General features: G+C 44.9%; 27 protein-coding genes. 8 read left to right on the top strand and 19 right to left on the bottom strand.

Features of this window, described 5'->3' with window-relative positions:
• The first annotated feature begins 10 nt into the window (after positions 1-10).
• Positions 11-1,102 carry a LuxR C-terminal-related transcriptional regulator gene (locus ACWGXJ_RS07290; protein ID WP_452567877.1) on the top strand — a complete coding sequence of 364 codons (1,092 nt, stop codon included), beginning with the start codon at positions 11-13 and terminating at the stop codon, positions 1,100-1,102.
• Between the two features lie 76 nt (positions 1,103-1,178).
• On the opposite strand, the gene ACWGXJ_RS07285 is transcribed toward ACWGXJ_RS07290, so the two are convergent.
• The 14 genes from ACWGXJ_RS07285 to ACWGXJ_RS07220 all read right to left on the bottom strand — a co-directional run bounded on the left by ACWGXJ_RS07285 (position 1,179) and on the right by ACWGXJ_RS07220 (position 10,588).
• Positions 1,179-1,358 (bottom strand): hypothetical protein, encoded by a 180-nt coding sequence (locus ACWGXJ_RS07285; RefSeq protein ID WP_013309345.1) that lies wholly within the window; start codon positions 1,356-1,358, stop codon positions 1,179-1,181.
• Between the two features lie 77 nt (positions 1,359-1,435).
• A complete protein-coding gene (locus ACWGXJ_RS07280) occupies positions 1,436-2,437 on the bottom strand; it encodes a sugar kinase (RefSeq protein WP_452566482.1) in 1,002 nt (333 codons plus the stop codon).
• Positions 2,434-3,495, bottom strand: a complete 1,062-nt coding sequence (locus ACWGXJ_RS07275) for an SPFH domain-containing protein (RefSeq protein ID WP_250261995.1) — start codon at positions 3,493-3,495, stop codon at positions 2,434-2,436. Before ACWGXJ_RS07275 ends, ACWGXJ_RS07280 begins: the two co-directional genes overlap by 4 nt.
• Positions 3,496-3,664: 169 nt before the next feature.
• On the bottom strand, positions 3,665-4,330 hold the full coding sequence (locus tag ACWGXJ_RS07270; protein WP_452566481.1) for an HD domain-containing protein: 666 nt from the start codon (positions 4,328-4,330) through the stop codon (positions 3,665-3,667).
• 251 nt (positions 4,331-4,581) lie between these two features.
• Positions 4,582-5,616, bottom strand: coding sequence for an NAD(P)/FAD-dependent oxidoreductase (locus tag ACWGXJ_RS07265; RefSeq protein ID WP_103047635.1), 1,035 nt, complete (start codon positions 5,614-5,616; stop codon positions 4,582-4,584).
• Positions 5,617-5,749: 133 nt separating this feature from the next.
• On the bottom strand, positions 5,750-6,106 hold the full coding sequence (locus ACWGXJ_RS07260) for a hypothetical protein (RefSeq protein ID WP_322173885.1): 357 nt from the start codon (positions 6,104-6,106) through the stop codon (positions 5,750-5,752).
• A 24-nt stretch (positions 6,107-6,130) separates the two neighbouring features.
• Positions 6,131-6,580 carry a hypothetical protein gene (locus tag ACWGXJ_RS07255; RefSeq protein WP_322173887.1) on the bottom strand — a complete coding sequence of 150 codons (450 nt, stop codon included), beginning with the start codon at positions 6,578-6,580 and terminating at the stop codon, positions 6,131-6,133.
• 28 nt (positions 6,581-6,608) lie between these two features.
• Positions 6,609-7,130 (bottom strand): GNAT family N-acetyltransferase, encoded by a 522-nt coding sequence (locus ACWGXJ_RS07250; RefSeq protein WP_209949613.1) that lies wholly within the window; start codon positions 7,128-7,130, stop codon positions 6,609-6,611.
• A 39-nt stretch (positions 7,131-7,169) separates the two neighbouring features.
• A complete protein-coding gene (locus ACWGXJ_RS07245; RefSeq protein ID WP_322173889.1) occupies positions 7,170-7,373 on the bottom strand; it encodes a hypothetical protein in 204 nt (67 codons plus the stop codon).
• Between the two features lie 36 nt (positions 7,374-7,409).
• Positions 7,410-7,901 carry an 8-oxo-dGTP diphosphatase gene (locus ACWGXJ_RS07240; RefSeq protein ID WP_165176227.1) on the bottom strand — a complete coding sequence of 164 codons (492 nt, stop codon included), beginning with the start codon at positions 7,899-7,901 and terminating at the stop codon, positions 7,410-7,412.
• 212 nt (positions 7,902-8,113) lie between these two features.
• Positions 8,114-8,575, bottom strand: coding sequence for a hypothetical protein (locus ACWGXJ_RS07235; RefSeq protein WP_250262001.1), 462 nt, complete (start codon positions 8,573-8,575; stop codon positions 8,114-8,116).
• 11 nt (positions 8,576-8,586) lie between these two features.
• Positions 8,587-9,015: a GNAT family N-acetyltransferase gene (locus ACWGXJ_RS07230; RefSeq protein WP_452566480.1), complete on the bottom strand. Its 429-nt coding sequence runs from the start codon at positions 9,013-9,015 to the stop codon at positions 8,587-8,589.
• Positions 9,016-9,310: 295 nt separating this feature from the next.
• On the bottom strand, positions 9,311-9,664 hold the full coding sequence (locus tag ACWGXJ_RS07225; protein WP_053324926.1) for a FlxA-like family protein: 354 nt from the start codon (positions 9,662-9,664) through the stop codon (positions 9,311-9,313).
• An 81-nt stretch (positions 9,665-9,745) separates the two neighbouring features.
• The gene (locus ACWGXJ_RS07220) at positions 9,746-10,588 is read right to left on the bottom strand and encodes a hypothetical protein (protein ID WP_452566479.1); all 843 of its coding nucleotides are present in this window, start codon (positions 10,586-10,588) and stop codon (positions 9,746-9,748) included.
• Positions 10,589-10,873: 285 nt separating this feature from the next.
• Between ACWGXJ_RS07220 and ACWGXJ_RS07215 the strand changes: the two genes are divergently transcribed.
• From ACWGXJ_RS07215 to ACWGXJ_RS07200, 4 genes are all read left to right on the top strand, one after another.
• Entirely contained in the window at positions 10,874-11,449 is a 576-nt protein-coding gene (locus ACWGXJ_RS07215; RefSeq protein ID WP_061829083.1) for a class I SAM-dependent methyltransferase, read from the top strand.
• A gap of 15 nt (positions 11,450-11,464) precedes the next feature.
• Positions 11,465-12,070, top strand: coding sequence for a DedA family protein (locus tag ACWGXJ_RS07210; protein ID WP_452566478.1), 606 nt, complete (start codon positions 11,465-11,467; stop codon positions 12,068-12,070).
• 745 nt (positions 12,071-12,815) lie between these two features.
• On the top strand, positions 12,816-13,106 hold the full coding sequence (locus ACWGXJ_RS07205) for a hypothetical protein (protein WP_235307835.1): 291 nt from the start codon (positions 12,816-12,818) through the stop codon (positions 13,104-13,106).
• Positions 13,107-13,280: 174 nt separating this feature from the next.
• A complete protein-coding gene (locus ACWGXJ_RS07200) occupies positions 13,281-13,370 on the top strand; it encodes a putative holin-like toxin (protein WP_367988533.1) in 90 nt (29 codons plus the stop codon).
• A gap of 209 nt (positions 13,371-13,579) precedes the next feature.
• On the opposite strand, the gene ACWGXJ_RS07195 is transcribed toward ACWGXJ_RS07200, so the two are convergent.
• The 3 genes from ACWGXJ_RS07195 to recQ form a co-directional block, all read right to left on the bottom strand.
• A complete protein-coding gene (locus ACWGXJ_RS07195; protein WP_061829081.1) occupies positions 13,580-14,893 on the bottom strand; it encodes an alkaline phosphatase in 1,314 nt (437 codons plus the stop codon).
• A 185-nt stretch (positions 14,894-15,078) separates the two neighbouring features.
• Positions 15,079-16,947, bottom strand: coding sequence for a B12-binding domain-containing radical SAM protein (locus ACWGXJ_RS07190; RefSeq protein ID WP_254351416.1), 1,869 nt, complete (start codon positions 16,945-16,947; stop codon positions 15,079-15,081).
• 56 nt (positions 16,948-17,003) lie between these two features.
• Positions 17,004-18,902 carry a DNA helicase RecQ gene (gene recQ / locus ACWGXJ_RS07185; protein ID WP_165176242.1) on the bottom strand — a complete coding sequence of 633 codons (1,899 nt, stop codon included), beginning with the start codon at positions 18,900-18,902 and terminating at the stop codon, positions 17,004-17,006.
• Between the two features lie 223 nt (positions 18,903-19,125).
• Here recQ and ACWGXJ_RS07180 point away from each other — a divergent pair, with 223 nt between their 5' ends.
• Positions 19,126-20,139, top strand: a complete 1,014-nt coding sequence (locus ACWGXJ_RS07180; RefSeq protein ID WP_452566477.1) for an RluA family pseudouridine synthase — start codon at positions 19,126-19,128, stop codon at positions 20,137-20,139.
• An 85-nt stretch (positions 20,140-20,224) separates the two neighbouring features.
• Here the strand turns inward: ACWGXJ_RS07180 and ACWGXJ_RS07175 are convergent, their stop codons facing one another.
• Positions 20,225-21,073, bottom strand: a complete 849-nt coding sequence (locus tag ACWGXJ_RS07175) for a hypothetical protein (protein WP_452566476.1) — start codon at positions 21,071-21,073, stop codon at positions 20,225-20,227.
• Positions 21,074-21,774: 701 nt separating this feature from the next.
• Between ACWGXJ_RS07175 and speD the strand changes: the two genes are divergently transcribed.
• Both speD and ACWGXJ_RS07165 read left to right on the top strand, forming a co-directional pair.
• Complete coding sequence (gene speD / locus ACWGXJ_RS07170) at positions 21,775-22,581, top strand: adenosylmethionine decarboxylase (protein ID WP_013309324.1); 807 nt, start codon at positions 21,775-21,777, stop codon at positions 22,579-22,581.
• A gap of 272 nt (positions 22,582-22,853) precedes the next feature.
• Complete coding sequence (locus ACWGXJ_RS07165) at positions 22,854-24,272, top strand: NAD-dependent malic enzyme (protein ID WP_081330736.1); 1,419 nt, start codon at positions 22,854-22,856, stop codon at positions 24,270-24,272.
• Between the two features lie 84 nt (positions 24,273-24,356).
• Here ACWGXJ_RS07165 and ACWGXJ_RS07160 read toward each other — a convergent pair whose 3' ends face one another.
• Positions 24,357-25,037 (bottom strand): protein kinase family protein, encoded by a 681-nt coding sequence (locus ACWGXJ_RS07160; protein ID WP_069291431.1) that lies wholly within the window; start codon positions 25,035-25,037, stop codon positions 24,357-24,359.
• Positions 25,038-25,056 lie beyond the last annotated feature (19 nt).

Raw genomic sequence — 25,056 nt, 5'->3', positions numbered from 1 at the left:
GGAGTAAATGATGAACGCACATTACACGCAATTTGCACAGCTTAAGGACGCTCGACAGCAGATCATTGATCTGGGGAAAAAAGCCCCCTCATCCCTAACGTACAAGCACACCCTAATCGACCGTTTGCGTACTCAGGTTGCTTTCGATGCGGCGTGCTGTACCTCAGTAGATCCGCGTACGCTGCTTTCCACGGGAGCATTTACAGAGTCGGGTGTGGAGGACATTCATAACAAACTGCTAGAATACGAATATCTGCACGACGATATGATGAAATATGATCAGTTGGTGCGAGAAGGACAGTCTGTAGCGACGCTACATGGGTCTACACAAGGCCAACCGGATCGGAGCACACGATATAGAGATGTTTTGCAACCCGCTGGATTCGGGGACGAGCTACGTGTTCCGTTTATGTACAAAGGGAGCTGTTGGGGATTTCTTACGTTGTTCCGTCATCATGGAAAACCTGTATTCAGCGAGGAAGAGCAACAACTGCTTGAAGCGTTAGCGCCATCCATTGCCTACCATCTGCGTCAGGCCAGTGTCGGTCTATCTCCAGCCCCTGCCATGATTACGGAAAATGAACTTGAACCAGGAGTTCTCATACTTTCTGATAAGCTAGAACCGATCTCATCCAATACAGTAGCAGAGCAGTGGCTACAGCTGCTTCGGCAGCAGGAGGGAATCCATGAAGACAGCCTTCCGGCTCCTGTCCGGGCGGTATGCTTGCGAGCGCTATCCACTGCCACTGCACCAGCCCGACTATGTATTCCTTCCGCAGACGCAGGAACCCCATGGGTAACCATCAGGGCCACCCATTTGCAAGGCGGACAGGAGCATACGGGCCAGAAACAGCTAGCCGTATGGTTTGAGGCTGCTAAAGCAACTGACATGCTGCCGCTTATGACCGAGGTGTACTCATGGTCCGAACGAGAGAGACAAATTGTCCAGCTCATTGTTCAAGGCTTTTCGACCAAGGAGCTGGCCAGCGCACTTCATATTACTGCCTACACGGTGCAGGATCATCTGAAAGCGATTTTCTTGAAAACAGATGTAAGCAGCCGTCGTGAGCTCGTATGGAAGGTATACTCCAGATTCAACTAACCTATGTAAAAAAGACAGATGACCCAATTAGGGGTCATCTGTCTTTGCTTCACTGCTCTATTTGGACACAAGAGCCTTATTTCTTCGAAGAGGAGTTCGTATCATCGTATGACACTGGTGAGGGCTTCGCAATCCATTCATCAGCCTCAGGCTCGATATCCACGCCATTTTCCAGCTTCGTTTTCTCCATCAAGGAATCTCCGTCCTCGTCCTTCTTGTTGCGGATTTTCGCTTCGTCTTGAGTGTGATCGCTCATGTTGATTCCTCCTTTTTTAATTTCATCTGATGGTTGTACCTTACTCATAATTACCCATTGCCGCCCTGTACAAACCTCTACACGACCAGATGTCCTTTTTTCTCCGCTGGTTCAATGGTCGCCTCAATGCCAGCATTAAACTCCAGAAAGTCGCTTTCCACTCCATCGCTGAAAATAACTCCATTTTCCGGCATCTGCGATGCAATCCGTAACGGCTTTTCGGCTGCTACCTGACCAAACACAAGATCCGCAGCAGTCGTTCGACTGGGGAAGGGTTCTCTCACTGTAAAATAAAGTGATGGCAAACTCCAGGTTGCACGATGATCCTGACTCGTTCCGTCTACTGCCCCTTCCTGACTGAAGGCTGCACCTGGCATCAGCTGGCCTGGAGTCAGCGAGATTGGATGCCGTGTAGCACTGCCGACAATCCCGGCCGCTCCAGCAAGCACGCTGGTCAGCCAGCCTGTCGCTCCCAATCCGGTTGAAACGATAATGCCGCTAGAGGATTGCTGCTCTACCTGATCCTCCAGTCTTAACTCATATCTCGCGGAGACATGAGTTTTGCGTCCAATGAACAAATCATTTACAGCATACAAGGATTGGCCATCATTTAATTGGGCCTTAGCCAGCGTAACTTCCTTAATTGGCCGTCTATGCACGAATACATCCGGCACTACCCAGCGCAGGTCGGATACAGTAAACGGCAGTAATACCCCGTCCCAGCGCAATGGATCTGGATTCACACCGATAAGCGGCTGCTCAGTCAAATATTTTAACGTGTTGGCTACCAGCCCATCCTGACCCAGTACCACCACTGTATCCTGCTCCCCAAAAATAAAGTTCGGCACATGCTCTCGCTCCACAATCTGAACTCGACCCAAGGCCGTTAACTCCGACGTAGTCGTTGCCACCGCCCTGCGGTAATTTTCGTCCTCCAGCACATAATCACTGAAATCCGCACCCAGCCGTTCCATAAAGAAGCGAGCCTGCTGCACCGTATTGTATCGAACAATCAGTTCCTCCAGTCGCGTTTTACGCTTCACTAAAATGATCTTTTGCTCTGTCATTCGGCTGCTCATCGTGTTCTTCCTCCAGACCCTCTCGATCCTGCTGATCCGTTTGCTCCCGTATCTGACATGAGACCTTGCAGCAGATCCGGTGTAATATTCAGCTGACCGATTTTCCCTGCATTTTCTGCAAGCTCCTGGAATGCTATCGCAATTAGCTTATCCGGGCTCATATCCATGTTGGCCATAGCTTGAAGTACGTTCGGCTCAACATCCTGCAACGATTTCATGACTGCTGTCAGCTCGTAGGCCTTGGCATCGGCTTCTGCCTTTTTATTCGTTACGGTCAGCTCAATCAGCTCACGCTTTTTCTCCTCCAAGGCCGTGTCAAATCGTAGCTGCTCCTCTTTCATCTCGCTTTGCTTTTGCTTCACAGAACGCTCGGCATCGAGTTGAGTTTCGCGGATTTGTTTCTTTTTCGTCTCCACTGCAATCTCGGTGTTCAGCTCGTTTTCCTTCACACGCCGCTCTTGCTCAATAGATGCATTACGACGCTCATACAAAGCGTGATCCGCGTTGCGAAGAATCTCTTCCCTCGCTTGAGCCTCCAGCGCTCTCATCGTCTCCTTATTGGGTAGAATCGCCAAAATCGACAATCCCATAACCTCAATGCCGAGCTTTTCCATTTCCGTATGCTGAGCAATATCCTTCGTCATGTTTTGGGCCAGACGTTCACTGGACTGAACAGCTTCTTTGAGCGGGACACGCTCCAAATACTTTTTGGTAAGCACTTTGGCGATGTTAATCACCCGTTGGGCCAGCTTACTCGGATCATCCGAAATGTAGCGTCGTTCCTTCAAGTCATACGTATAGTTTAAAATCTGCGTCGTTCTTCGATAATCTACAATTCGATAAGTCAGTTGCCCCTGCACCGTCACCGCCTGAAAATCATTCGTCATATCCTCAAACATGAACGGTACATCAATGGAAGAGACGGGCACGACGACGACCGAGGTGGTCGGGGCGTAATAATAAAAAGATAATCCAACACCCTCCCGAACCACCTTCCCGTTTTTCACCTTCATCACATATTCACTGGGCTGAAATTTAACAAAATTAAATCCAAACATAGCCGCTTCCCTGCTTTCTTTATAGTTTATAATATTTTGTTATTATCATTTTGTTATTAACAATAAAATAACACACATTTTCGATAATATCAATATGACATTTATAAAAAAATAAAGGCTGTTTCCCCTCCGATAACTCGGTTAGAGGAAACAGCCTTATTGAAACACTCTATTTATTATCCACATTCCATTCTCTATAAAATTGATCCAAGTACATCTCCATCCATTGATGCCGAACCTCCGCCAGCTCTCGGGCATAAGTGGTATTCATTAAATCTTTGAGCTTGAGTAGCTTTTCGTAAAAATGGTATATGGCACTTTTACCTGCGGCACGATACTCATGCTGTGAAAAGTCTTTATCCGGGTGATGCATCATGCTGCCTTTTGAGCCTGCATACATAAAGGTTCTTGCAATCCCAATCGCTCCAAGAGCATCCAACCGATCCGCATCCTGCACTACTTGACCTTCCAGCGTCTCCATAGGCGGGTTTTGTCCACCATTGTAGGACATCGTAGCTATAATAGTCATCACGTGCGTGATTACATTCGGATCGCTGATATGCAGACGCAGCCACTGCTCTACTTTATCTAGCCCGGCTTGTTTGGAATCATTTAATTTTTCATCCGCTACATCATGCAGCAGTGCTGCCAGCTCACAAATAAACGAATCTGCGCCCTCTTTGGCAGCAATTTTAAGGGACAGCTTTCTCACCCGGTCTATATGCCACCAATCGTGACCACTGTGGTCATGCTCCAGCTGTTGCTGTACATACGGCTCCGCCTTTTGAATAATATCTGCCATCATCGCTTCCTGTTGCTCCGTTCGTCTCTTCATATGTCACCTTTCAATCCCATCCATACTTTCTATGGTAGGTTCGTTTAATTTTTTAATGCTTGTCCATTTGCTTACTACGAATCATTCTTCATTTTATTCTATAGAGTGTATGGCATCCAACCTTTAGAACGAGAAGTCAGTAACCTGACAAAAAAAAGAACCTCCAAAACCACATCAATCGTAGTCGCGGAAGTTCTTTTTCGTTTGTCTATCTAAACCCGATCCTCTTTAACTTAATTCCGTATCTTACTCTACTCCACGACACCAAGCTCGCGGTTCTTCTCCTTAAAGCGGCTGTTATGAGAAGATACATATGCCGCTTTGTCAGCTGCAGGATCAATGTACAGCTTCGCGCTGTTCAGTGCAAGGGCGGCATCTGTGAACGCACCGGCAATCAGATACAGCTTGCTTCCGTACTCAACAAAATCGCCTGCCGCGAAAATCCCTGGTAGATTCGTTTCCAGCTTTTCGCTCACTCGGGCATGCCACTCACCCATATCCAGCCCCCAATCCCGAAGCGGGCCGAAATCGGATTTTAGTCCATGATTTACGATGACTGCATCGACATTCAACACCTGTATTTCGTCCGTATCTACATGACTGATCGTCACCTGTTCAATCGTCTCTCCATTGTTGCTATGTAGCTGACTCACCGCGTATGGTGTGAGAACACGGACCGAAGATGATTTCATACGAGCTACATTTTTCTCATGTCCGCCAAAGTGATCCCGACGATGTACGACGGTCACACTCGCCGCAATAGACTCCAGCTCATTCGCCCAATCCACCGCCGAGTCGCCCCCACCGGAAATCAGGACGTGCTTGCCCCGGAATGGCTCCAGCTCTTGTACAGTATAATGCAGGTTCGTAACCTCATAGCGGTCCGCCCCCTCAATCTCCAGCTTAGCCATTTTGAGAATACCATAGCCTACTGCCAGAACGATCGTGCGTGTCCAATGCTGTTCCCCTGTGGCAGAAGTTAGCAGGAACGTGCCATCCTCTTGCCGATCCAAACCAGTGATCTGCTGTCCCAGCACAATGGTAGGCTCGAACGTCCGTGCCTGCTGCTCCAGCTGATCAATCAGCTTTTCACATAAAACCGGGGTAACCCCCCCGACATCCCATATCATCTTCTCTGGGTATATGCGCATCCGCCCGCCCAGCTCATGCTTGGCTTCGATCAGCTTGGTCTTCATATCTCTCATTCCACTGTAAAATGCGGTATACATACCGGCAGGACCACCGCCGATGATCGTTACATCATATAATTCCAAGGATACTGTCACTCTGCAACTCTCCCTATCATAGCGTAATATGTCTGCTCCTATTATAAGTGATAATAATTATCAATATCAATTAAGAAATAAAAACATGACCATTACAGAGTTTTTTGTGACCTTAGAACCACATTTTATAGGTTTATATAACTACTACTTCCGTTATTCTCGTAAATTTTGCGAGGATTGCTGCACAGAAGGATGAAAAAGCTTCTTCTACCTCATCCATCAGTTGTTCCTTGTTTTGCATGGAAGGTATAAAGCTATCCTCCATTCCTTGCTTGTATGTAATCGTCGGGTCCATAAGCTTGACTGCGTTTCTGCGCACATGCACCATGACATGGTTGATGATCCCACCAATACTGTTCGTTTCCGCCTCACCGACGCGCCATAGCACCTGTTCATCCAAAAGCACAATGCATGCCCGCAACTTTACCAAATATTGATCGTACATTCTGTGCTTGGATATGATTATAAACTCATGCATGGAAGAATCCATATAATCATTTCCTCCTTCGTCCTATCAAGTGAATGTTTCAAAAAAATCACTTCCATCGATCATCCAATACTGTTCAGGTGAAGGTACCTCGTTCAAAAAGTTTTGATATTCCCCTTTCCACCCCGCTGGGACATAGTGTTCAAACGAAGCTGGCTCAGGAAATAGCGAATAGAGAACTTTCTCGTCAAAGTTAACATACAGAGCAGGACAGAACTCCAACACTTCATCCTGATGCTGGATAGCATCATCCAGTAACTGGAGCATTGAAGTTAGTTCACCAGTAGCCACCTTATATTCACAGATGTGATCCAAAAATGCTCCCACTGTGGTTTCATCCAAAATAGAGATGCCAAACCGTTCCTCCATCTCGGTATTCAAAAACCAATACTCTCTTTCCGTCACATACCAATTCCATTTCCCTTCAAAAATAACACCAACAATGATGTTTTGTGCATATTCAGGCCATAATTTCATGAGCTTCCCGCGTTCCCCTCTTTCTCACTCACAGTTCGATCCAAAACCGGTTTACACGGTTTCCGTCTTCCTCTATGTAATCCTTGTCCGGCGTTCCGCCGTTTTGTATGATTGTTTTTTTGGAGGCAATATTATCGGAGTCGCATACGACCAGGGCTCGGGAAATCCCCAGCTCTTTTGCTTTTTCTAACGCCAAGGCCAGCATTGTAACAGCGTACCTGTTCCCTCGTGCAGAAGGACGGATACCGTAACCGATATGACCTCCGGCATTCATTAGGTGTTCGTTAAGGTCATGTCTGATATTCACTGCTCCCACAACCTGTTCATTCGCATTCACAAGCCAGTATGTTGAGCTTTTGACCCAGCCTTCAGACAGGTTCATTCCATTTTCCTGATTACTTAAAACCGTCAGCATACCTTCAAAATCGTACGGCTCTACAGAGATCACCCAAGGTACCATATGCTCCTGACTCTTTTTCCATTCCTCATAAAATGAAAGATAAGCTTCCTTCCAGTCCTGATCCGGCTTTACCAATCTGACGGTCTGCATTCCACTCACTGTCCTCTCATTAAACACCCAATTCATCTGCTATTTCTCATATACCTCAATATCTATGAACTTTTGCGCCCAATCTGCAAAAGAGAGCTTATCATCCCAAGTGACTAGCTTCATCGCTTTGGCACATCCCCAGTTTAGAACCTGCTGATGCAGCATATGCACCCGGAAACGCTCAGTAAATCCTTCTTTGGCTTCCATCCCTTGTGCGTAAGCAGTAAAGAACCCTTTTGCCAACTCTTCTTCACCATTCTCCAGATGTCGTTGTCATCTCTACACACCATAGCTCTTAATCGTTGCTTCCAGGGTTTCATCCGTATCTGCCAGCCAAACGAAACTAACCTCAAACGTTCCCGGCTCGAAAAACAATGGAAATCTCCGCTTAAACCAATCCTGCATCGGCAGATTTAGCGCCTCCTTCATATCCACCCAAAGCAATTCTCCCTCAGGGGGATTTTTTAATAGTTCACCTTCAGTAGCTGTAGCTAGATAGTTAAAGACCATATACCTCAGCCCTTGATTTGGATCACAATATTCGTCGATTCCTTTAAATACAATTTCCGTCACGGTTAAGCCCGTTTCTTCCTTTACTTCACGAATGGCCCCATTCACAATGCTTTCTGGAAACTCTACTTTTCCTCCTGGAGCAATATAACCTGGAAACCCCTTTCGATTGGGTCTATTCATAAGCAATACCTTGCTTCCGTCTTGAATCATACACATGGTATATATTTTGTGGGTCACTTCTGTTGTCAATCCGATCATACCTTTCTTTATTCACGATTCACTATAATCTAGCTTTACTTTCACACCGACAAACTGTGGTTAAATATGGCATTTCTCATACTTTAACTCGTTATTTTGTAGAGCGCAATAACTCTAACCATAGACTAGATCAGAGAACCTGCTGCGAAACCTTTGGGCGAAATACGCTCGATCTCTTGAAGCTCTGCTTCCTGCAGAGTAACCTGAAGCGATCACAGTCCCTCGTCAAACAACTGCATACCTATGATTTCAAAGGCGACACCTTCACCCGCTTTAACGTTGACATCACCATTTATTTCTTCAGAATCCAAAATAAACGTAGTGTCTCCTACTACAATCTCCAGACATTCTATCTCGCCTGTTTCGCCCTGTATCACTTGATGTATCGTTCCTTGAATCCAATAGTCGCCTAGCTTTGGTTGAGGTCGAAAAATCCCTGTCTCTTCAGTAGACTTCAGCCTTCTGAACCCCTCTATACTGAATTGAGAAGTCTCGACCGAAATTACACAACCGGGAATCATCTTATTCAAGCTTTGTTCATACGGGACAACATACGCATATCCGGAAGTCAGTTCATGCCAAAAATATGTCCAGTAGCCGTATACTTTTTCCTCGCCCATACTACGAATGATGATATGCTGATCTTTATTTATTTCCTTGATCTGTACACGCATATATAGAGTCCTCAGTAGATACTTTTCTTATAATAATAGTGTTTAAAGCCTCTCGGAGCATCGTCAATGACACCAACGACTTCATACCCATGCTTTTCATAGAATTTAGGCGCTTGAAAAGTAAACGTATTAAGTTGTATAAAATTACACCCTTTATCTCTAGCAATCTGTTCAATTTCACCAAGCAGTTGTGAACCGTAGCCCTTTCCTCTGTAACGCTGATCTACCCACAAAATATCAACCTCCACCCAGTTCCAACATAGTACACTTAGGAGACCGCCCATGACCTGACCGTCTTCATCTTTGAGCGTAAGATTAATCTCTTCGTATCGGGCTCGAATATCTGCTGGGACGTGTTTCGCATTAAACTCAATCAACTTGTTTCTGACTAAACGCGCTTCATCTCTACTACTTCGATTCATCTGAGGTTCCAGCGTCATGGCATAAATCCTCCAATTTGAAATGATTACTAGCACTTACTGATTTAAATATAGAAAATAATAGGGTTAAAATACTTTCATCTTCCTACTGTTATATATTGTATATACTTTTCTATGTTTAGTCACATGATTCAATTTAGATGGACAGAATTATTCTAATCTAAATATCGCTGATTAAAGTCGCTCCCTGGATTCATGCAAAATATTTAGTAAACGAAAAAAGCAGGCCCCTATGAAACGGAGAGCCTGCTATCGTTTATACATCGTCTGTCATACAGGAGAAGAGAGGGGATGATTAAATTGAAATATCCAGTGATTTCCCAACTCCCGTAATATCGCTGCTGTTAGCGCTGTTGATACGAGTTGTTTCTGTGTTACTTGGAGCGGGCTTTTCCATTTTTGGAGTTGACGTACTGCTGGATTGCGAACTTTGCTGTGCAATTTGAGCTTCAATCTGTTTAATTTGTTGCTGAAGCTGCTTCATTTTTGTTTCTTTTGTATCTTTATTATCCTTACTTTGCTGTACCTTGTTGTACTCCGCTTCAAGTTGAGCTTTTTGCTTTTCCAGACTAGCTGTATCGTTGGTACTGGATGAAGATGAAGTGCTTGCAATAGATATTGAACTGCTGGATGTGGATGAAATGTTCATACGAGATTTCCCCTTTATAAAAGTATGAGTTTTACACGTGTGGGCTAACCGGTTCTAAGCTATGGCATTGCACTCTAATGACTATGACGACGATGATACAGATTGTTCAAAAATCTTAGCGATTTTATCGAATAAAGCCGATATTTCTTCATCTGTGGCATTCGATTCATCTGTATTTCCCCACGCGTCTTTTAATGCAGAAAGCAGATCTGTTTCCTGATCTTTGTCCGAAGCTGTTGACCCGGATATAAGACTGGAACTCAGAACGCTCTGCAAATCACTCAGCAAGGACCTTTTTTCATCTACTTCTACTGTGAGCTCTTTTTCAGATGTAGTGCTGTTATCCACTTGATTGGAAGTCTCTTGGATATTCCATGCGAATGGAGGCATAATTCCACCCATTGCCTGCATCATAGGAGGCAGACCACTGCTATCTATTTCAGTATGGGACGGGTCACCTTCAGGCGGCGATGCAGGACGATTATTTTGGATCGTTTCTGCTATCTTATCGAATAGACCCGATACTTCCTCATCTGTTGCCGTCGAAATATCCACATCAGCTAATAAGTCTCTAACCGAAGCCAACGGATTCTTCGTGCTACTGGTGTGATCATCTGTATCAGAGGAAGCACTGGAAGACATCAGGTAACTTTGCAGATCAGACAACAGCGTTTTCTGTTGGTCTGTAGTTAGTGTAATAGTATCCTGGTCGTCGTACTTGTAATCATTACTGTAGTTTTCCGTAGGAAGCGGAACCTGCATTCCTCCCGTGTATTCCATGAATTCCTTGCTCAATTCGAGTGAATCGTTAGATTTCTTGTGTGTGGTATGACCCGCGGTATTTAGTCCATTCTCATTTGACTTCACCGTATTCGATTGATCATAGGAAGTCGTGATGAGATGCCTGTTAATGGATAGTGACAAAGTAGATCCCCTCTCAGTGTACATAATGTTTTAAGCTGCCCACCTACCTTTCATCGGTAACAAAACTGAATGCAACCTGAGGGTATGCTGAATGATAACTGAATAAATACAAACTCATATACCGTAACCCTTTTATTATTCCCTAGACCATAGTCAAGGAAAATCCCCTCCGCAAGACGGGGGGATCAACCCTACTTGAGACAGGAGTAAGTAAAGGGATAATTTGTTACTCTTAGCAAAGAATAAATGAACGTATTTTAAAAATTGAAAGTAGGGAAATGATGTATGATCCGTATTAGCCATTTGGTTCACGAGAGACTTATGTTCCTAGTCAAATTTTTGTACTCGCCTGCATACGTGGGTAGTGTAACACCAAGTTCCAGATTTTTAGCTAAAAATATGATAGAATCCATTCCATGGAGTGAAGTTCATGCTGTTGCCGAGCTTGGTGCTGGAACAGGGGCAATTACCCAATACATCCCGTCTGCTGCTGAATTTCAACCCAAGGTTTTACTCTTTGAGAAAGACCAAACCATGCAGCAGAGTTTAAAAAGAAGATTCCCGAATTATCTGTGCTATTCCGACTCGCGTGAGCTTCAGCTTGCTATGAAAAATGCCCAAATAGAACAGCTTGACTGCATAATCAGCGGGCTGCCATTTTTCAATTTTCCACAAGCGATGCGGAATCAAATTGTAGAACAAATTCATTTATCGCTCAGGGATGGAGGAATGTTTGTGGCCTTTCAATACTCTAAACAGATGAAACAACAGCTAGGTGAATGGTTTGATATTGAAGAAATCAAGTTTGTGCCAATGAATGTTCCACCCGCATTCGTGTATGTATGCCGAAAGAAAACCTAAGAAAGGAGTACGGGTATGGACGTGGAATATTTAATTTCCATCATCGAACAATACGGCTATGCCGCATTATTCTTTTCTCTATGGCTGGGGATTGTGGGTCTACCCATCCCGGATGAAGTCATCGTGATGACTGGCGGGGCTGTAACAGGCATGGGCATACTTCACCCGTTACCCGCTTTTTTAATTGTATATCTTGGGGTTGTATCAGGCTTGTCCTTAGGTTATGTATTGGGGAGAACCGTGGGCACACCGATTCTAGAACGTTTGCGTCGGAAGAAAAAAATGGACAGGTACATTACGTTTTCGGAAAAATTGATACATAAGTATGGAAATTTCACTATTTGCATCAGTTATTTGCTGCCGATCGTCCGTCACATTATCCCTTATATTGTCGGAATCAATAAAATGAGTTTCAAACGCTATGCCCTCTTCTCTTATTCAACAGGTTTGATCTGGACGCTGATCTTCTTTCTACTCGGACGTACCTTTGGCGATCATGTACAAGCAGTAGGAGAACTAATCCATCGTTATGGCTTGCAGATGGTATTGCTTCTCATCATGCTGACAATTATATTTCTTATAATGAAATTTGTATGGGGGAAGAAAACAACAGAGGAGTAAAGGTAGAACACGAGTGGCACTAAGATAACTTTTAAATTTGCTTATATTATGAACATACGTAGACGGATGGTGCTTCCCATCGCCACTGCCCCCGGATATCTGAAATAAAGTCTTCAACAGTAGAAATCCGGGGAGGTGATGCTTCCGAAGTGAGCTTTCCTACGGAAAGCTTTTAAAGCGACCGCTTCGCTTGTACAGCACCATTCCGTCTACTCCGTTTTCCATGTACATTTTTTTAGTTCAACCTATAGAGACTATTATTTCCTCACATGACAGGACAGAGCTATAGGATCAGCTCATAACGGTAAAATCCCCCATCATTGATATTTTGATTTCCTTCATACTCTCTTGTACTGAAATATTATTCTTTCCTATCGATACCCAATTCCCTTGAATCCTGTCAGTGTACATGTTGCTGAGCTGCGGTCAATAATAGTTGGGAGATCCCTCGTTTTCGGTATTCTTCATCCACGCATAAATCATCAACATCCAAGATCATTTTATAGAAATAGAAGAAAACGAAAGAAACAATTGTGTAAACTCAATCACTTTCTTTTTTGCTTATCATTTTAAGTAAAATCAAGAATGTTCACAAAATATTCGATATTTATTGAAATTTCCTATTGATTTGACGTCACTATGATGTCACCTTTCGGTATACCAAATCGCTATGCAATGATACAATATTTACATGATATTTTGTCATTACACATTAAAATATTTTCCCTCCGGAGGTTTGCAAATCATGTCTAATTCTTTAGAAATATTAGTTGAACCCATAATCAGAAACCGATTAGAAACATTGTATAGCAATCTTTCTAAAACCATCCCGGAATACAACCAATTTTCCACGGAAAGCAACCAGTATTTTCAACAAATCCGTGAATCCGTTCCCGAGCATCTCGAACATACCCTGTTTTTATATGAAGATGCCCAAATCTCTCTACAATCTATTTTAGAGAACCAAATATATTTACAGGGATTCAAAGATGCTATGCAAATTTTAGATGAGTTACGTAACACCTATACTGGGTAAGAACTACATAATAATTTTCAACTTTAAAAATATATCTTTTGAAAAAACAAAAAACGCCTAGAAACAGGCGTTTTCATTTTTGTCCTTTTTAGCAATACTATCCATATGATATACTATAAACTAACAACAGAATGGCTTAGATGGGCGGTCGGCTAGTCTCCTGCAAAGGAGGTGATGCCTGTGGAGGTTAAAGATACATTGATGTTGATGATTCAATTTGCGACATTGGTGATCTTGATTCTTTCCTTCAACAAAAAGAAATAGACCGCCCTCTAGAAAAGGTTAGCGGTCTATTTTACTAATCCAACCCTACAGCCACCGCCCTTATAAGCGGCTGTTGTAAAAGAGTGAGGATGTTGGCAGCATCCTTACTCTTTTTCAGTATATACTTATTAGCTTTAGTTTATCACAGGAAAAACCATATTGCCAATATGGCAAATCTTTTTAAGGGGCGGCTTTCCTTTCACACCATATTACTTCTTTAATTGAAGCAACTTTACTAGCTTGTCATGAATGGCAGTATTCGGATAATTCCCGCTAAACTGAGAAGACCCAGGTCCCATCGCGGTTAACGCCACATCAACAGATGTATGTCCACCCGTGGTCCAGTCGATATAAAACTTCTCATCGGAGCCTTTTACAGTAAAAGGACCATCCTCTTTGGAAATGCCTTCACCGGATTCATCCTCCGCATCTTCACCTTCAATCGCCAAACCGCCCGTTTCATGATCTGCCGTCACCAACACTAATGTATCTGGATGCGCTTTGGCATACTCTTTAGCTACTTTAACGGCCTTATCAAGTTGTTGCCCAGCCTTAATCGTTAACTCCCCTTCATTGTCATGCGCCATCTCATCCGTTCCTTCTTCTTCTACCATCAGGAAAAAACCTTTTTGGTTTTTGGAAAGAACATCAATCGCTTTAGCCGTCATATCCGGTAGAGAAACCGTTGGGTTGTAAGAGTTACCCAGCTTGTTGTGAGCTTGAAACATCTCTTCATTGGCGAACAGCCCTAGCAACTTAGAACCTTTGGCTGCTTTCATTCCTGCCTGATCCGTCACATAGCTATAACCCAGCTTCTTCGCTTGTTCTACCAAATTCCCTTGAGTTCCCTTACTAGCTTCCTCAGGATCTTCTGCCGGAGCATCTGGATGTTTGCCTACTGTTCCGGCAGGGTACCAAAAATCCTCACCACCGCCCAGAATAACATCCAGCTTGCTTTTCTCCAGATACTGCTTGGCAATCTCGCTTTGAGCGGAGCGTTTTTCGACATGCGCACCAAAGGCGGCCCCGGTTGCGTCTGTCACTTGGCTTGTCGTCACGACACCTGTAGACATGCCTGCTTTTTTGGCCAGCTCCATAATCGTTGTCACTGGTTTTTTATTCAAATCCATTCCGATTGCGCCGTTATACGTTTTCACACCTGTTGCAATGGCAGTTGCAGCCGCGGCAGAATCCGTAACCAGGTTATCCCCTGAACTTGTACTAACCAGGCCGGTTACAGGCATGTTATCCATTTCAAGTAATCCCGATTTCCCTACCGTCGCCAAGCGAATCGCGTTGCGACTTGCTTCTCCCATACCATCGCCGATAAAAAGAATGACATTCTTAGGAGCATCGACTTTCGCTGACGAAGTTTTCAGTCCTTTGGATACCTGTGCGGTAGTAGACTTGGTATTAGATGAGGCTGCAAAAGCGTTAGGGATATTAGCAGATAACAATGGCGCACTCAAAACGGTAATGGCACCTAAAGCAAGGATACTCTTTTTCATCGAACGCTTTTTCACAAGGTCACACTCCAATAAATTTGATATTCATATATGATAAAGTAATCATATATCTGCTTTGTAAAGCATCGTAAAGCAATAGATTATGCGAATGTAAAATTTGGAATGAGCGCCTATTTATTTATAAAACAAAAAAAGACACCGACTCTTGGTATATCAAAGTCGATGCCCTCTGGCGTTTTTATTTAAATGGCGGCGATATTTTTGCCGATCGGCATGGTGTAGTAGAGCGGTTTTTGCTGTCCATTTTGCTGATAGACTACAAGCAGCAGGGTGTGGCCTTCGGCTGTGAATGGGCTTCCTCCGCTCAGGATATGATCCAGACTGAACGGTAGTACATCCAGCACAGCGTGCTTTTGCAGTTCCTTTTCACTCAGCTTCAAGGAAGCAAAGGCTGGAATAATCTCGCGGTATGGCTGCGGCTGTTGACTGCCTACATCCGTCCCACCTGTACTCTCCTTGCTCGCATCTGCCACAAAATCTGCAACCACAGGTGACAACAGCGCATCCGGATGCTGGAGAACCATTTTCATATAGCTGGACCAATCATTCTTCTCCAAGGTATGCTCCCACCAAATTTTACGCGGCTTGTATTTATGGTTAAGGAAATAATCAAGCTTCATCAGTCCAAGCACCATATCCATTCGCTTTGTTCCACGCGATTCTAGAAAGGACTGGAGACGCGTGAACAAGTCTTCGAGCTGATGCCCGATTTTTTGCCAGCCCTGTCCTTCCCAGTAGTCTCCGAATTCCTGAAAGAAATCAAAGGCGGACGAGAATTCGCGCTCAATCAGATAGTTAACTGTATGATCCATACGATGAGAGTTCCAGTATTTTTCCAATACATCTTCCAAGCGCTTGAGCCGGACGATATCGGCAAAGGAAAGGACGTCATTGCTCAACATTTCATACGGCGCAACATCCATATACGTATAGTTATACTTGTCTGCGTCGATACGCAGTCCGGTGCCACGCAGCATTTTGAGGAAGCCAAGTTGAAGCTCTTCCGGGCCGAGCGCAAAAACGTCATTAAACGTTTTACGGAATGTGTTGTAGTCCTCCAAGGGCAACCCAGCGATCAAATCCAAATGCTGGTCGATTTTACCACTTTGTTTGACCTTGGTAACAGTACGGGAAAGTTTGGTAAAGTTCTGGCGACGCTTAACCAACTCATTGGTAGGATCATTCGTTGATTGGACGCCGATTTCAAAACGAAACACGCCAGGTGGCGCGTTTTCCGCCAAATAATCCAACACCTCGGGACGCATAATATCTGCCGTAATCTCAAACTGGAAGACACAACCACGGTGATTTTCAATCAAAAATTTGAACATTTCCAGCGCATAATCGCGTTTAATATTAAACGTCCGATCCACGAACTTAATTAGGTTGGCTCCATTGTCGATCAGATACAGAATATCCGACTTTGTACGCTCGATATCGTAATAGCGCACCCCAACTTCGATGCTCGACAGACAAAACTGGCAACTGAACGGACAGCCTCGGCTCGTTTCAAAATAAACAACCCGTTTCCCAAGTTCCGGTATATCCTCTGCAAAACGATAGGGCGACGGTAGCTCGTTCAAGTCCGCTTTCGGGCGACCGGGCATCTGAATAACCTCTTCTCCCTTACGGTAAGCCAGTCCATACACAAAATGGAACTTGCCATCCCCTTCCAGCTCCTGCAGCAGTTGATGGAAGGTTTCCTCTCCTTCACCAACCACGATAAAATCCACATTCGCCAAGCGCTTCATCCAGTGATCCGTATCGTAGGATACCTCTGGACCACCCAGAACAATTTTGACCTCGGGCATAATCTTTTTCAACACATCAATGACTTTGATCGTCTCTTCAATGTTCCAAATATAACAAGAAAAGCCGATGACATCTGCCCCGCGTTGAAACAAATCGGATACGATGTTCATCACCGGGTCCTTAATCGTGTACTCCGCCAACTCGATATCAAAGTCCTTTTCACTGTAGGCTTTGAGGCATCGAATGGCCAGCGAGGTATGAATATATTTTGCATTTAACGTTGATAAAATGACTTTCATAGGTCACAACCTTCTATAGTTTGCATGAACTGTTATATCCCCTTACCTTAGTATAGCTATTCAAAATCCTCGTACACATCGTCTGCATAAATCTCGTCCTCGCTTACCGTTCCCCCGATACTCCCCTGATTTTGGAAAAAATCAAGAAACGGCTTGCCGTACTTGCGGAACTTTACTTCGCCGACACCCTTGATCCGCAACATGTCTGCCTCGGATTGCGGGCTCGCTACGCTCATCTCACGCAGCGTTGCATCATTGAAAATGATATAAGACGGTACATGCTCCTGAGCGGCCAGATCACGGCGAATCAGGCGCAATTGCTCGAACACGGTTTCGTTGACTGCAGCCGGGTATGCATCGCGTCCCTGTCGTCCGCGTGAACCTGCTCCACCTGCAAAAGCCGTGGCATGTCGCACCACACGCTGCATGACTTCTCGCTGGCCTTTCAGCACCTCAGCCGCAAGCTGCTGCAAGCGTACAACCGGATATTGTCCCTCGGACAACATCAGATAGCCTTCCGAAACAAGAACATTGATAATTTCGGCAATTTCTTTTTCCGTCCGGTTGCCCATCACGCCATAGGTCGGCAGGCTGTCAAAACCATATTGCAGCACTTTTTTGTTACGCGATCCTTTCAACACCGAAGCGACCATCGAGACCCCATAACGTTCCCGCATGCGATGAATGCACGAAAAAATCTTCTGCGCATCTATGGTCATATCAACCAATTCCCGCTCATCTGTACATGAACTGCATATGCCGCAAGCTTCATGCTCCTCCGCTTCTCCGAAATACTCAAGCTGTGCCGTACGTAGGCAACGAGTCGTGTAGCAATAATCAACCATCTGCTGGAGTTTGCGGTAGTCGTTGCGCTTGCGGTCTTCATCCTGTGGATTTTGCTCAATCAGAAACTTCTGCGTCACAATATCTTGCGGTCCGAACAGTAAAATACATTGACTCGGGTCGCCATCACGTCCTGCGCGTCCCGCCTCTTGTACGTAAGCCTCCATATTTTTAGGCATGTTGTAGTGAATGACATAGCGTACGTTCGATTTATCTATCCCCATGCCAAAGGCATTGGTTGCTACAATGACACGGATATCGTCGTACAGAAACCCTTCCTGGCTATCTGCACGTTCCTGATCTGTCATCCCGGCATGATAGCGTCCAGCCGCCATGCCTGCGTCACGTAGCCGTTGGTACAAATCGTCCACGTCCTTACGTGTCGCCGCATAAATAATGCCCGATTCACCCTCATGCTCACGGGTATAATTCAGCAAAAAGCTGCGTTTGTCTTCCCCACGCAGCACACTGAACGCCAAATTGGGCCGTCCAAGGCCTGTAACGAACGTCTCCGGTGAGCGCAGACGAAGCAGACGCACGATATCATCCATGACCTGCGGTGTCGCGGTTGCCGTAAACGCCGCCACGATTGGGCGTTCATACAGCCCGTCCACGAATGGAGCCACAGCCAGGTAGCTGGTACGGAAATCATGGCCCCACTGGGATACGCAGTGAGCCTCATCTACCGCAACGCAGGAAATCGGCAACTGAGCCATTTCATCGCGAAACCAGTCCAATTCCAGTCGTTCCGGTGCGACATATAGTAACTTCAAGTCACCATTCCGTGCGGCTCGTATGCGATCATTCACTTCTCGACCACTCAACGTACTATTGATGTAGGCAGCAGCAATCCCCATGGTGGTCAGCGCATCCACCTGGTCCTTCATCAGCGAGATGAGCGGTGACACGACAATGGTCAGCCCCTCATGCAACAACGCGGGGATCTGGTAGCATATCGATTTTCCGCCCCCTGTCGGCATGATGCCCAACGTATCGTTGCCCTCCAGCATACTGGCCACAATTTTCTTTTGTCCCTCCCGGAAATCGGGATAGCCATAAAATTTTTGCAGCAAGTCCTGCGCCCGTTCCAGTGTTGGTGCTTGTACACTCATAGTTTCAAAACTCCTCATATTTCTAGCGTCCTTGACGCATATCGGCTTTTCTTTCGTTACCTTTAGTTTACCGGGGTTCAGGGTAATGTTCAACCGCTAGAAGACTGCCAATCTGGTTTAGTCCCTTATGGCGTTCGCTGTTTTCTCATGATATAGTGAACACGGTGCCGCAAATTTGTCCATAATTATGAAGAGACACGGTTCCAAGAAGGAGAAAGAACCCATGAACAATCGGAAACCCCAACGGAAAAATCATACAAAATCTACGTCAAACGCAAGCCATTCCAAACGCAGTCATAAACCTGCCGCAAGATCTGGCTCCCATAGACCGGAAGCTCAACGGAGAACGAATGCTTTTGATAAAGCCCCTGCCAAAACATACATCGTCCAGGAGCCTGCCGAGCTGTTAAGCTTTTTAGTAGAGCATGTGACTGGCATGGGTCGTAACTCCATTAAATCAGCACTGGCTCGTGGGCAGGTGTCCGTCAACGGCATTCCACGTACCGTACACAATTTTCCACTGGAGCAAGGTCAGACTGTCGCGCTTTCCAAGGAAAAAGTAACTCCCGTCGTACCACTGACTGGGCTACGTATCTTGCATGAGGATGAAGCCATTATCGTTATCCATAAGGATGCCGGGTTGCTGTCCGTGGCTTCAGCGCAGGAGCAGGAAGTAACAGCCTATCGCCAGCTTACGGCCCATGTGAGGCGCGAACATCCGTACAATCGTATTTTTGTACTGCATCGTTTGGATCGGGATACATCAGGAGTGATGATGTTTGCAAAAAGCGAAGCCATACAGCAGGAAATGCAAAAAGCGTGGAAGGAAGTTGTGTATGAACGAACATACATTGCTCTTGTAGAAGGACAGGTTAAAAAAGCTGAGGGTACAATCACCTCATGGCTGAAAGAAAGCAAGACGCTAAAAATGTATTCCAGTCCTTATCCAAATGACGGGCAGCACGCAGTCACTCATTACAAGCTGCTTCAAGCCAATCGTCATTTTTCTTTGCTGGAAGTACGTTTGGAAACCGGACGCAAAAATCAAATCCGCGTACATATGGAGGATATCGGTCATCCAATTGTTGGAGATAAAAAATACGGTTCCAAATCCAAGTCGATTGGGCGCCTTGGCCTACATGCGAGGGTATTGTCATTTATTCATCCCGTCACCGGAGTATTGCTGCGTTTTGAATCCGATATTCCTAAAACTTTTTTGAATCCGTTTCGGGAATAGAATTGAGCAAAGCATACGGAGATTAGATGGAAAAGTAGAAGAGGAAATGAGGGGGCTGTAGAAAACAGCACCCTTTTTTGATTGATTAAGCGGTATACCTCCGAACACCATCAGCCATTTTCATCAACTCATCCCATATATATATGGGCGTATTACACACTGGACAATCTAGCCAACCGATTAAATAGGGTAATTGAGCAAGAAGCTTGTTCTCTTCAATTTTTTGGGCATATTCGTGTAACCACTGTATATTAGCACCTTTATGGTCCAATGAACGGGGGCGGATCGGATGGGGAACCAGATTGTCTGAATTTACAGGATCCTTATCATAGACAACCAGGGTGTCATTCTGTTCATCAGGCCAAATATAGAGCGGGGTACCGCAATGCGGACAATCCAGCGTATATTCGTCACCTGTATCGAAACTTTGTAGCATATAAGCTATGCTGCGATAACCCTGAAAAGCGGCACCCGCAGCCAGAACATAGCGTTTACCTACATCTCCTTCGTGTTCTTTCGCATAGAGCACCATTTCTTCAGTCAATTCTGCAAGTCGGACAATGGCACACCGATATTGCGCATAAATATATTCAGCCACACTAGAATCCACTTTCACCTGATCCCTTGTAAATTCCAATGGAACTTTGGTATGTAAGGGATTGTTATTCTTCGCTTCGAATATTCCGCAAATGTTATAGATATCTGCACGAATCCCTGTATCAGAACTTTTTAACGCAATGTCTACAAGGTAAGGAACAGCCGCAAATGTACAAGTATACAATGTATTTTGGTGATACAGTTCCTCCCAATACAAGGTGTCAGCCATTTCGCCGTCATATCCGGCTTGGAGCTGTTTCAACATTTCTGGGACATATTGAGAGGAACCGTAGGGGCCTTGGAGCAGAGTCCAGGCCGGATCGGACAAAGCCAGCATCTTGATACTCCTTCCACCGTTTTTTTACAGTAGAGGATTTTGCAAAAATCCAATAAGCAAATTCCAATGAACAACATATAGATCGAAATGGTTTAGTTCGTCTATAACTTGCACTTCGGAGCGACTCGAATCGAATTTTGTAAAATCCTTATAGTAACATGCGATCGGTTTATAAAATGAATTTTGCTATCAAAATTCATTTTAACTTCATAATTCTCAGCTTCTTACGTTTATTTCATTATACGCACATTATTAGCTGAAGTTGCTTTTTTCGATTTACGCAATATACAAAATCACTATTTTTTTGGGTCTATAATCATATTCGGTTAAGCTTTCGGCATTGTGAAGGTGAAACACATTAAATTAATGAATTAATGAATTAATGAATTACTAACCCGGTTCTTATGTCTTACTACGACTCCTCTGTCCATTCAGTTCCTTCTTCGTATACATAGTTCATATTATAAGTCCTGTTACTTAAAAATTACTGAGTAAGAAATAAAGTATATATACATTAAAATTTCCATACATGTAAAAACAAAGCCACTCCCCTACCTGTTTTTAATTATGCCAAACGGGTAAGACATACTTGTTCAAGCCTTTAATCTAACAGTTACAAAACTGATTTCGTGAATCGGTATATGAAAAGGCGTGTTGGGAATATTATGTACGAATACTGCGACTATAAGGGGAAATAGCCTATGACCATAACACCGGAACAGCGGATTACCCTGCACGGATTTAACAACCTGACCAAATCATTGAGCTTCAATATGTACGATATTTGTTACACCAAAACCAAAGAAGAACGCGAGGCGTACATTGAATATATTGATGAACAATACAACTCAGATCGACTGACAGCTATTTTAAAAAATGTATCTGACATTATCGGCGCCCATGTGCTCAACGTAGCCCAGCAGGATTATGTACCTCAAGGAGCCAGCGTGACCGTACTTATATCAGAAGGACCCATTGTGGAGGTACCGACTGAATCTTATGCCGAGTCACCCGGCCCCCTACCTGAATCTGTCGTGATACAGCTGGATAAAAGCCACATTACGGTTCACACCTACCCGGAATATCATCCAGACGAGGGGATCAGTACGTTTCGAGCAGATATTGATGTCTCTACCTGTGGGGAAATCTCCCCGCTCAAGGCACTCCACTATTTGACTCATTCTTTCGACACCGACATTATGACGATTGATTATCGGGTGCGCGGCTTCACACGTGATACGAATGGACATAAGCTTTTCATCGACCATGATATCGCCTCCATTCAAAACTATATTCCGGACGAAGTCCGCAGTCAGTATGACATGATCGACGTGAATGTGTATCAGGAAAATATTTTCCATACCAAATGTAAGCTAAAACAATTCGATCTGGACAATTACCTGTTCGGCTACACCAAGGAAAGCCTGAGTGAAAAAGAGCAACAAAATATATCAACACGTCTCAAAATCGAAATGGACGAAATTTACTACGGTAAAAATATGACATAACAGATCGAATGCGTAAAAATAAAATAGATCATTTCATTGAAAAAAGGAGGATCGCTTGGACTGGAATATAGCCGGGCTTTCGTCCTTTTTTAAATACAAAATAATAGATATTACTCAACTTGATCTGTACAAGCGAGAGATTGTTCACTATGATAGGGGAAGAAACCACTAATTTAAAATAACAGCATGGATTTTACGTCCGCTTCTTATTGTAAGCGCAATCAATTGATCCTACGTATGATTTTGTTATGGAAAACAAAGGAGGAATTTGTATGCAAGGCGGTATTGGCGGTAAAAACATCATTTTACGATTGGAAATTTCCACCGGGCACATCCAATTTGGTCAATTGATTACGCTGGTAAACGAACATGGCGGAGATGTGATTGCCATTGACGTCATTAGCACCTCTGAGAAGGTCACCGTGAGGGATATTACGGTGACCATTGCCGATCCAGCAGAAATCGACCGTATGATTGCCCGAATTAAAAAAGCACAAGGTGTTAAGGTATTATCCATCTCTGATCGTACCTTCCTATTACACCTCGGGGGCAAAATTGAAATGCAGCCCAAAGTCCCAATTCAAAACCGCGATGACTTATCCCGGGTATATACCCCCGATGTGGCACGCGTATGTATGGCGATTCACGAGGAACCGGACAAAGCTTTCCGTTTGACGATCAAGCGCAACACGGTCGCTGTCGTCTCTGACGGAAGCGCTGTACTCGGGCTAGGTAACATCGGTCCCTATGCAGCCATGCCGGTTATGGAAGGCAAAGCCATGCTGTTCAAGCAGCTCGGCTCCGTCGATGCCTTTCCAATCTGTCTGGATACGCAGGACACCGAAGAGATCATTAAGGCCATTAAGCAAATGGCCCCAGCTTTTGGCGGTATTAATCTGGAGGATATTTCATCGCCACGATGCTTTGAGATTGAACAGCGGTTACGTAAAGAGCTGGACATACCTGTTTTTCATGACGATCAGCACGGCACAGCTGTCGTTTTATACGCAGGGCTGATCAATGCGCTCAAAGTTGTCGGCAAAGCCCTGTCTGACGTCAAAATTGTCGTCTGTGGTATCGGGGCTGCGGGTGTGGCTTGCACCAAAATTTTGCTATCTGCAGGGGCTGTCAACATCATTGGCGTAGACCGCCATGGGGCTCTTACAGCTGATGAAACATACGAGCATCCGATGTGGAACTGGTATGCACAGCATACCAACCCTGATCGGCTGTCGGGCACGCTGTCTGAGGTTCTGAAGGACGCTGACGTGTTTATCGGTCTGTCGGCAGGTGGAATACTGCAACGAGAAGACGTGAAACGTATGAAAGAAGCCCCGGTGCTGTTCACTATGGCTAACCCGGTTCCTGAAATTGCGCCAGAGGACGTCGAGGACATTGCAGGTGTCATCGCCACCGGACGTTCGGACTATCCCAACCAAATTAACAATGTACTTTGTTTCCCTGGCATCTTTCGAGCAGCGCTCGACTGCCGTGCCCGTGAAATCAACGAAGAGATGAAGCTGGCGGCCGCAGAGGCCATCGCAGGCACGATCCGTCCTGAAGAACTAAACAAGTTGTATATTATCCCAGGTGTATTTAACGAGAGTGCGGTTCAACGGGTTCGTGAAAAGGTGATTCAAGCCGCCATTGCGAGCGGTACAGCCAGAAGAGTGCCTCGGGATTTCAGATAAAAGAAAAGGATTGCTCCCCTAATGCGGGTGCAATCCTTTTTGCTATCGAAAGATCAAGCTGCATATCCGTTATCTTTACAGCGGTTATGACCTCCATTTAGAGAACAATTGGCTGGCACGCTGAGCAAACTCCTCGAGATTAAAGTTGGAGTTATCCAGCTTGTAGTACCATTTTTTAATCGTATCCAAAATCCATGAGGGAACCTTAACCTCCGAGATACCGGAATAAAACGTATGATATGCCCACACCAAATGCTCCCAGCGCTTGTCATCGCCTTCCTTCACGTATTCCGATACGTCCAATACCTTGGCACGCCCGTCTTGCATAAGTACATTCTTAAGGTGAATATCACGGGGATTCAGCCCCTTGGACCGGACAAATTCCCTCGCCTTTTCCACATCCAGAATGACCTGCTCTGGCACAGGAATTCCTTGCAGCAAGCAATCCAGCAGCGTAATACCGGATTCATAACTTATGACAATATACTTGTCGCCTTTTCCGTAATAATGAGGAAAAAAGTCAGACCCTCGCAAACGCTCATATACGTCGGCCTCCGCATCTTTTTTCTCGATCGCCATGTCTGAGTACACCTTGAACGCGTAGCCTGGCAACGTATCGAGCGTAAATACGGCCGCATCTGTCCCGATGCCAATACAGCGGACGTCTTGAGTGGCTGTTTTAATGGTAACCGGATCATTATCCTCCGTACTGTATACGGTCACTTGACTTATGATGTCTTCTGCCTGTCTCCATTGTTCTACCATGCGCGATCCCCTCCTTCTC

The sequence above is a fragment of the Paenibacillus sp. S33 genome, assembly GCF_053615415.1.
Note: the sequence above shows the minus strand (reverse complement) of the source record. Positions and strands in the feature narration are given on the sequence as shown.

Coding starts and splice junctions, on each gene's coding strand:
- ACWGXJ_RS07290 (WP_452567877.1), top strand. CDS start 11: ATGAACGCACATTACACGCAATTTGCACAGCTTAAGGACGCTCGACAG.
- ACWGXJ_RS07285 (WP_013309345.1), bottom strand. CDS start 1,358: ATGAGCGATCACACTCAAGACGAAGCGAAAATCCGCAACAAGAAGGAC.
- ACWGXJ_RS07280 (WP_452566482.1), bottom strand. CDS start 2,437: ATGAGCAGCCGAATGACAGAGCAAAAGATCATTTTAGTGAAGCGTAAA.
- ACWGXJ_RS07275 (WP_250261995.1), bottom strand. CDS start 3,495: ATGTTTGGATTTAATTTTGTTAAATTTCAGCCCAGTGAATATGTGATG.
- ACWGXJ_RS07270 (WP_452566481.1), bottom strand. CDS start 4,330: ATGAAGAGACGAACGGAGCAACAGGAAGCGATGATGGCAGATATTATT.
- ACWGXJ_RS07260 (WP_322173885.1), bottom strand. CDS start 6,106: ATGGATTCTTCCATGCATGAGTTTATAATCATATCCAAGCACAGAATG.
- ACWGXJ_RS07255 (WP_322173887.1), bottom strand. CDS start 6,580: ATGAAATTATGGCCTGAATATGCACAAAACATCATTGTTGGTGTTATT.
- ACWGXJ_RS07250 (WP_209949613.1), bottom strand. CDS start 7,130: ATGCAGACCGTCAGATTGGTAAAGCCGGATCAGGACTGGAAGGAAGCT.
- ACWGXJ_RS07240 (WP_165176227.1), bottom strand. CDS start 7,901: ATGATCGGATTGACAACAGAAGTGACCCACAAAATATATACCATGTGT.
- ACWGXJ_RS07235 (WP_250262001.1), bottom strand. CDS start 8,575: ATGCGTGTACAGATCAAGGAAATAAATAAAGATCAGCATATCATCATT.
- ACWGXJ_RS07230 (WP_452566480.1), bottom strand. CDS start 9,015: ATGACGCTGGAACCTCAGATGAATCGAAGTAGTAGAGATGAAGCGCGT.
- ACWGXJ_RS07225 (WP_053324926.1), bottom strand. CDS start 9,664: ATGAACATTTCATCCACATCCAGCAGTTCAATATCTATTGCAAGCACT.
- ACWGXJ_RS07215 (WP_061829083.1), top strand. CDS start 10,874: ATGATCCGTATTAGCCATTTGGTTCACGAGAGACTTATGTTCCTAGTC.
- ACWGXJ_RS07210 (WP_452566478.1), top strand. CDS start 11,465: ATGGACGTGGAATATTTAATTTCCATCATCGAACAATACGGCTATGCC.
- ACWGXJ_RS07205 (WP_235307835.1), top strand. CDS start 12,816: ATGTCTAATTCTTTAGAAATATTAGTTGAACCCATAATCAGAAACCGA.
- ACWGXJ_RS07200 (WP_367988533.1), top strand. CDS start 13,281: ATGCCTGTGGAGGTTAAAGATACATTGATGTTGATGATTCAATTTGCG.
- ACWGXJ_RS07190 (WP_254351416.1), bottom strand. CDS start 16,947: ATGAAAGTCATTTTATCAACGTTAAATGCAAAATATATTCATACCTCG.
- recQ (WP_165176242.1), bottom strand. CDS start 18,902: ATGAGTGTACAAGCACCAACACTGGAACGGGCGCAGGACTTGCTGCAA.
- ACWGXJ_RS07180 (WP_452566477.1), top strand. CDS start 19,126: ATGAACAATCGGAAACCCCAACGGAAAAATCATACAAAATCTACGTCA.
- ACWGXJ_RS07175 (WP_452566476.1), bottom strand. CDS start 21,073: ATGCTGGCTTTGTCCGATCCGGCCTGGACTCTGCTCCAAGGCCCCTAC.
- speD (WP_013309324.1), top strand. CDS start 21,775: ATGACCATAACACCGGAACAGCGGATTACCCTGCACGGATTTAACAAC.
- ACWGXJ_RS07165 (WP_081330736.1), top strand. CDS start 22,854: ATGCAAGGCGGTATTGGCGGTAAAAACATCATTTTACGATTGGAAATT.
- ACWGXJ_RS07160 (WP_069291431.1), bottom strand. CDS start 25,037: ATGGTAGAACAATGGAGACAGGCAGAAGACATCATAAGTCAAGTGACC.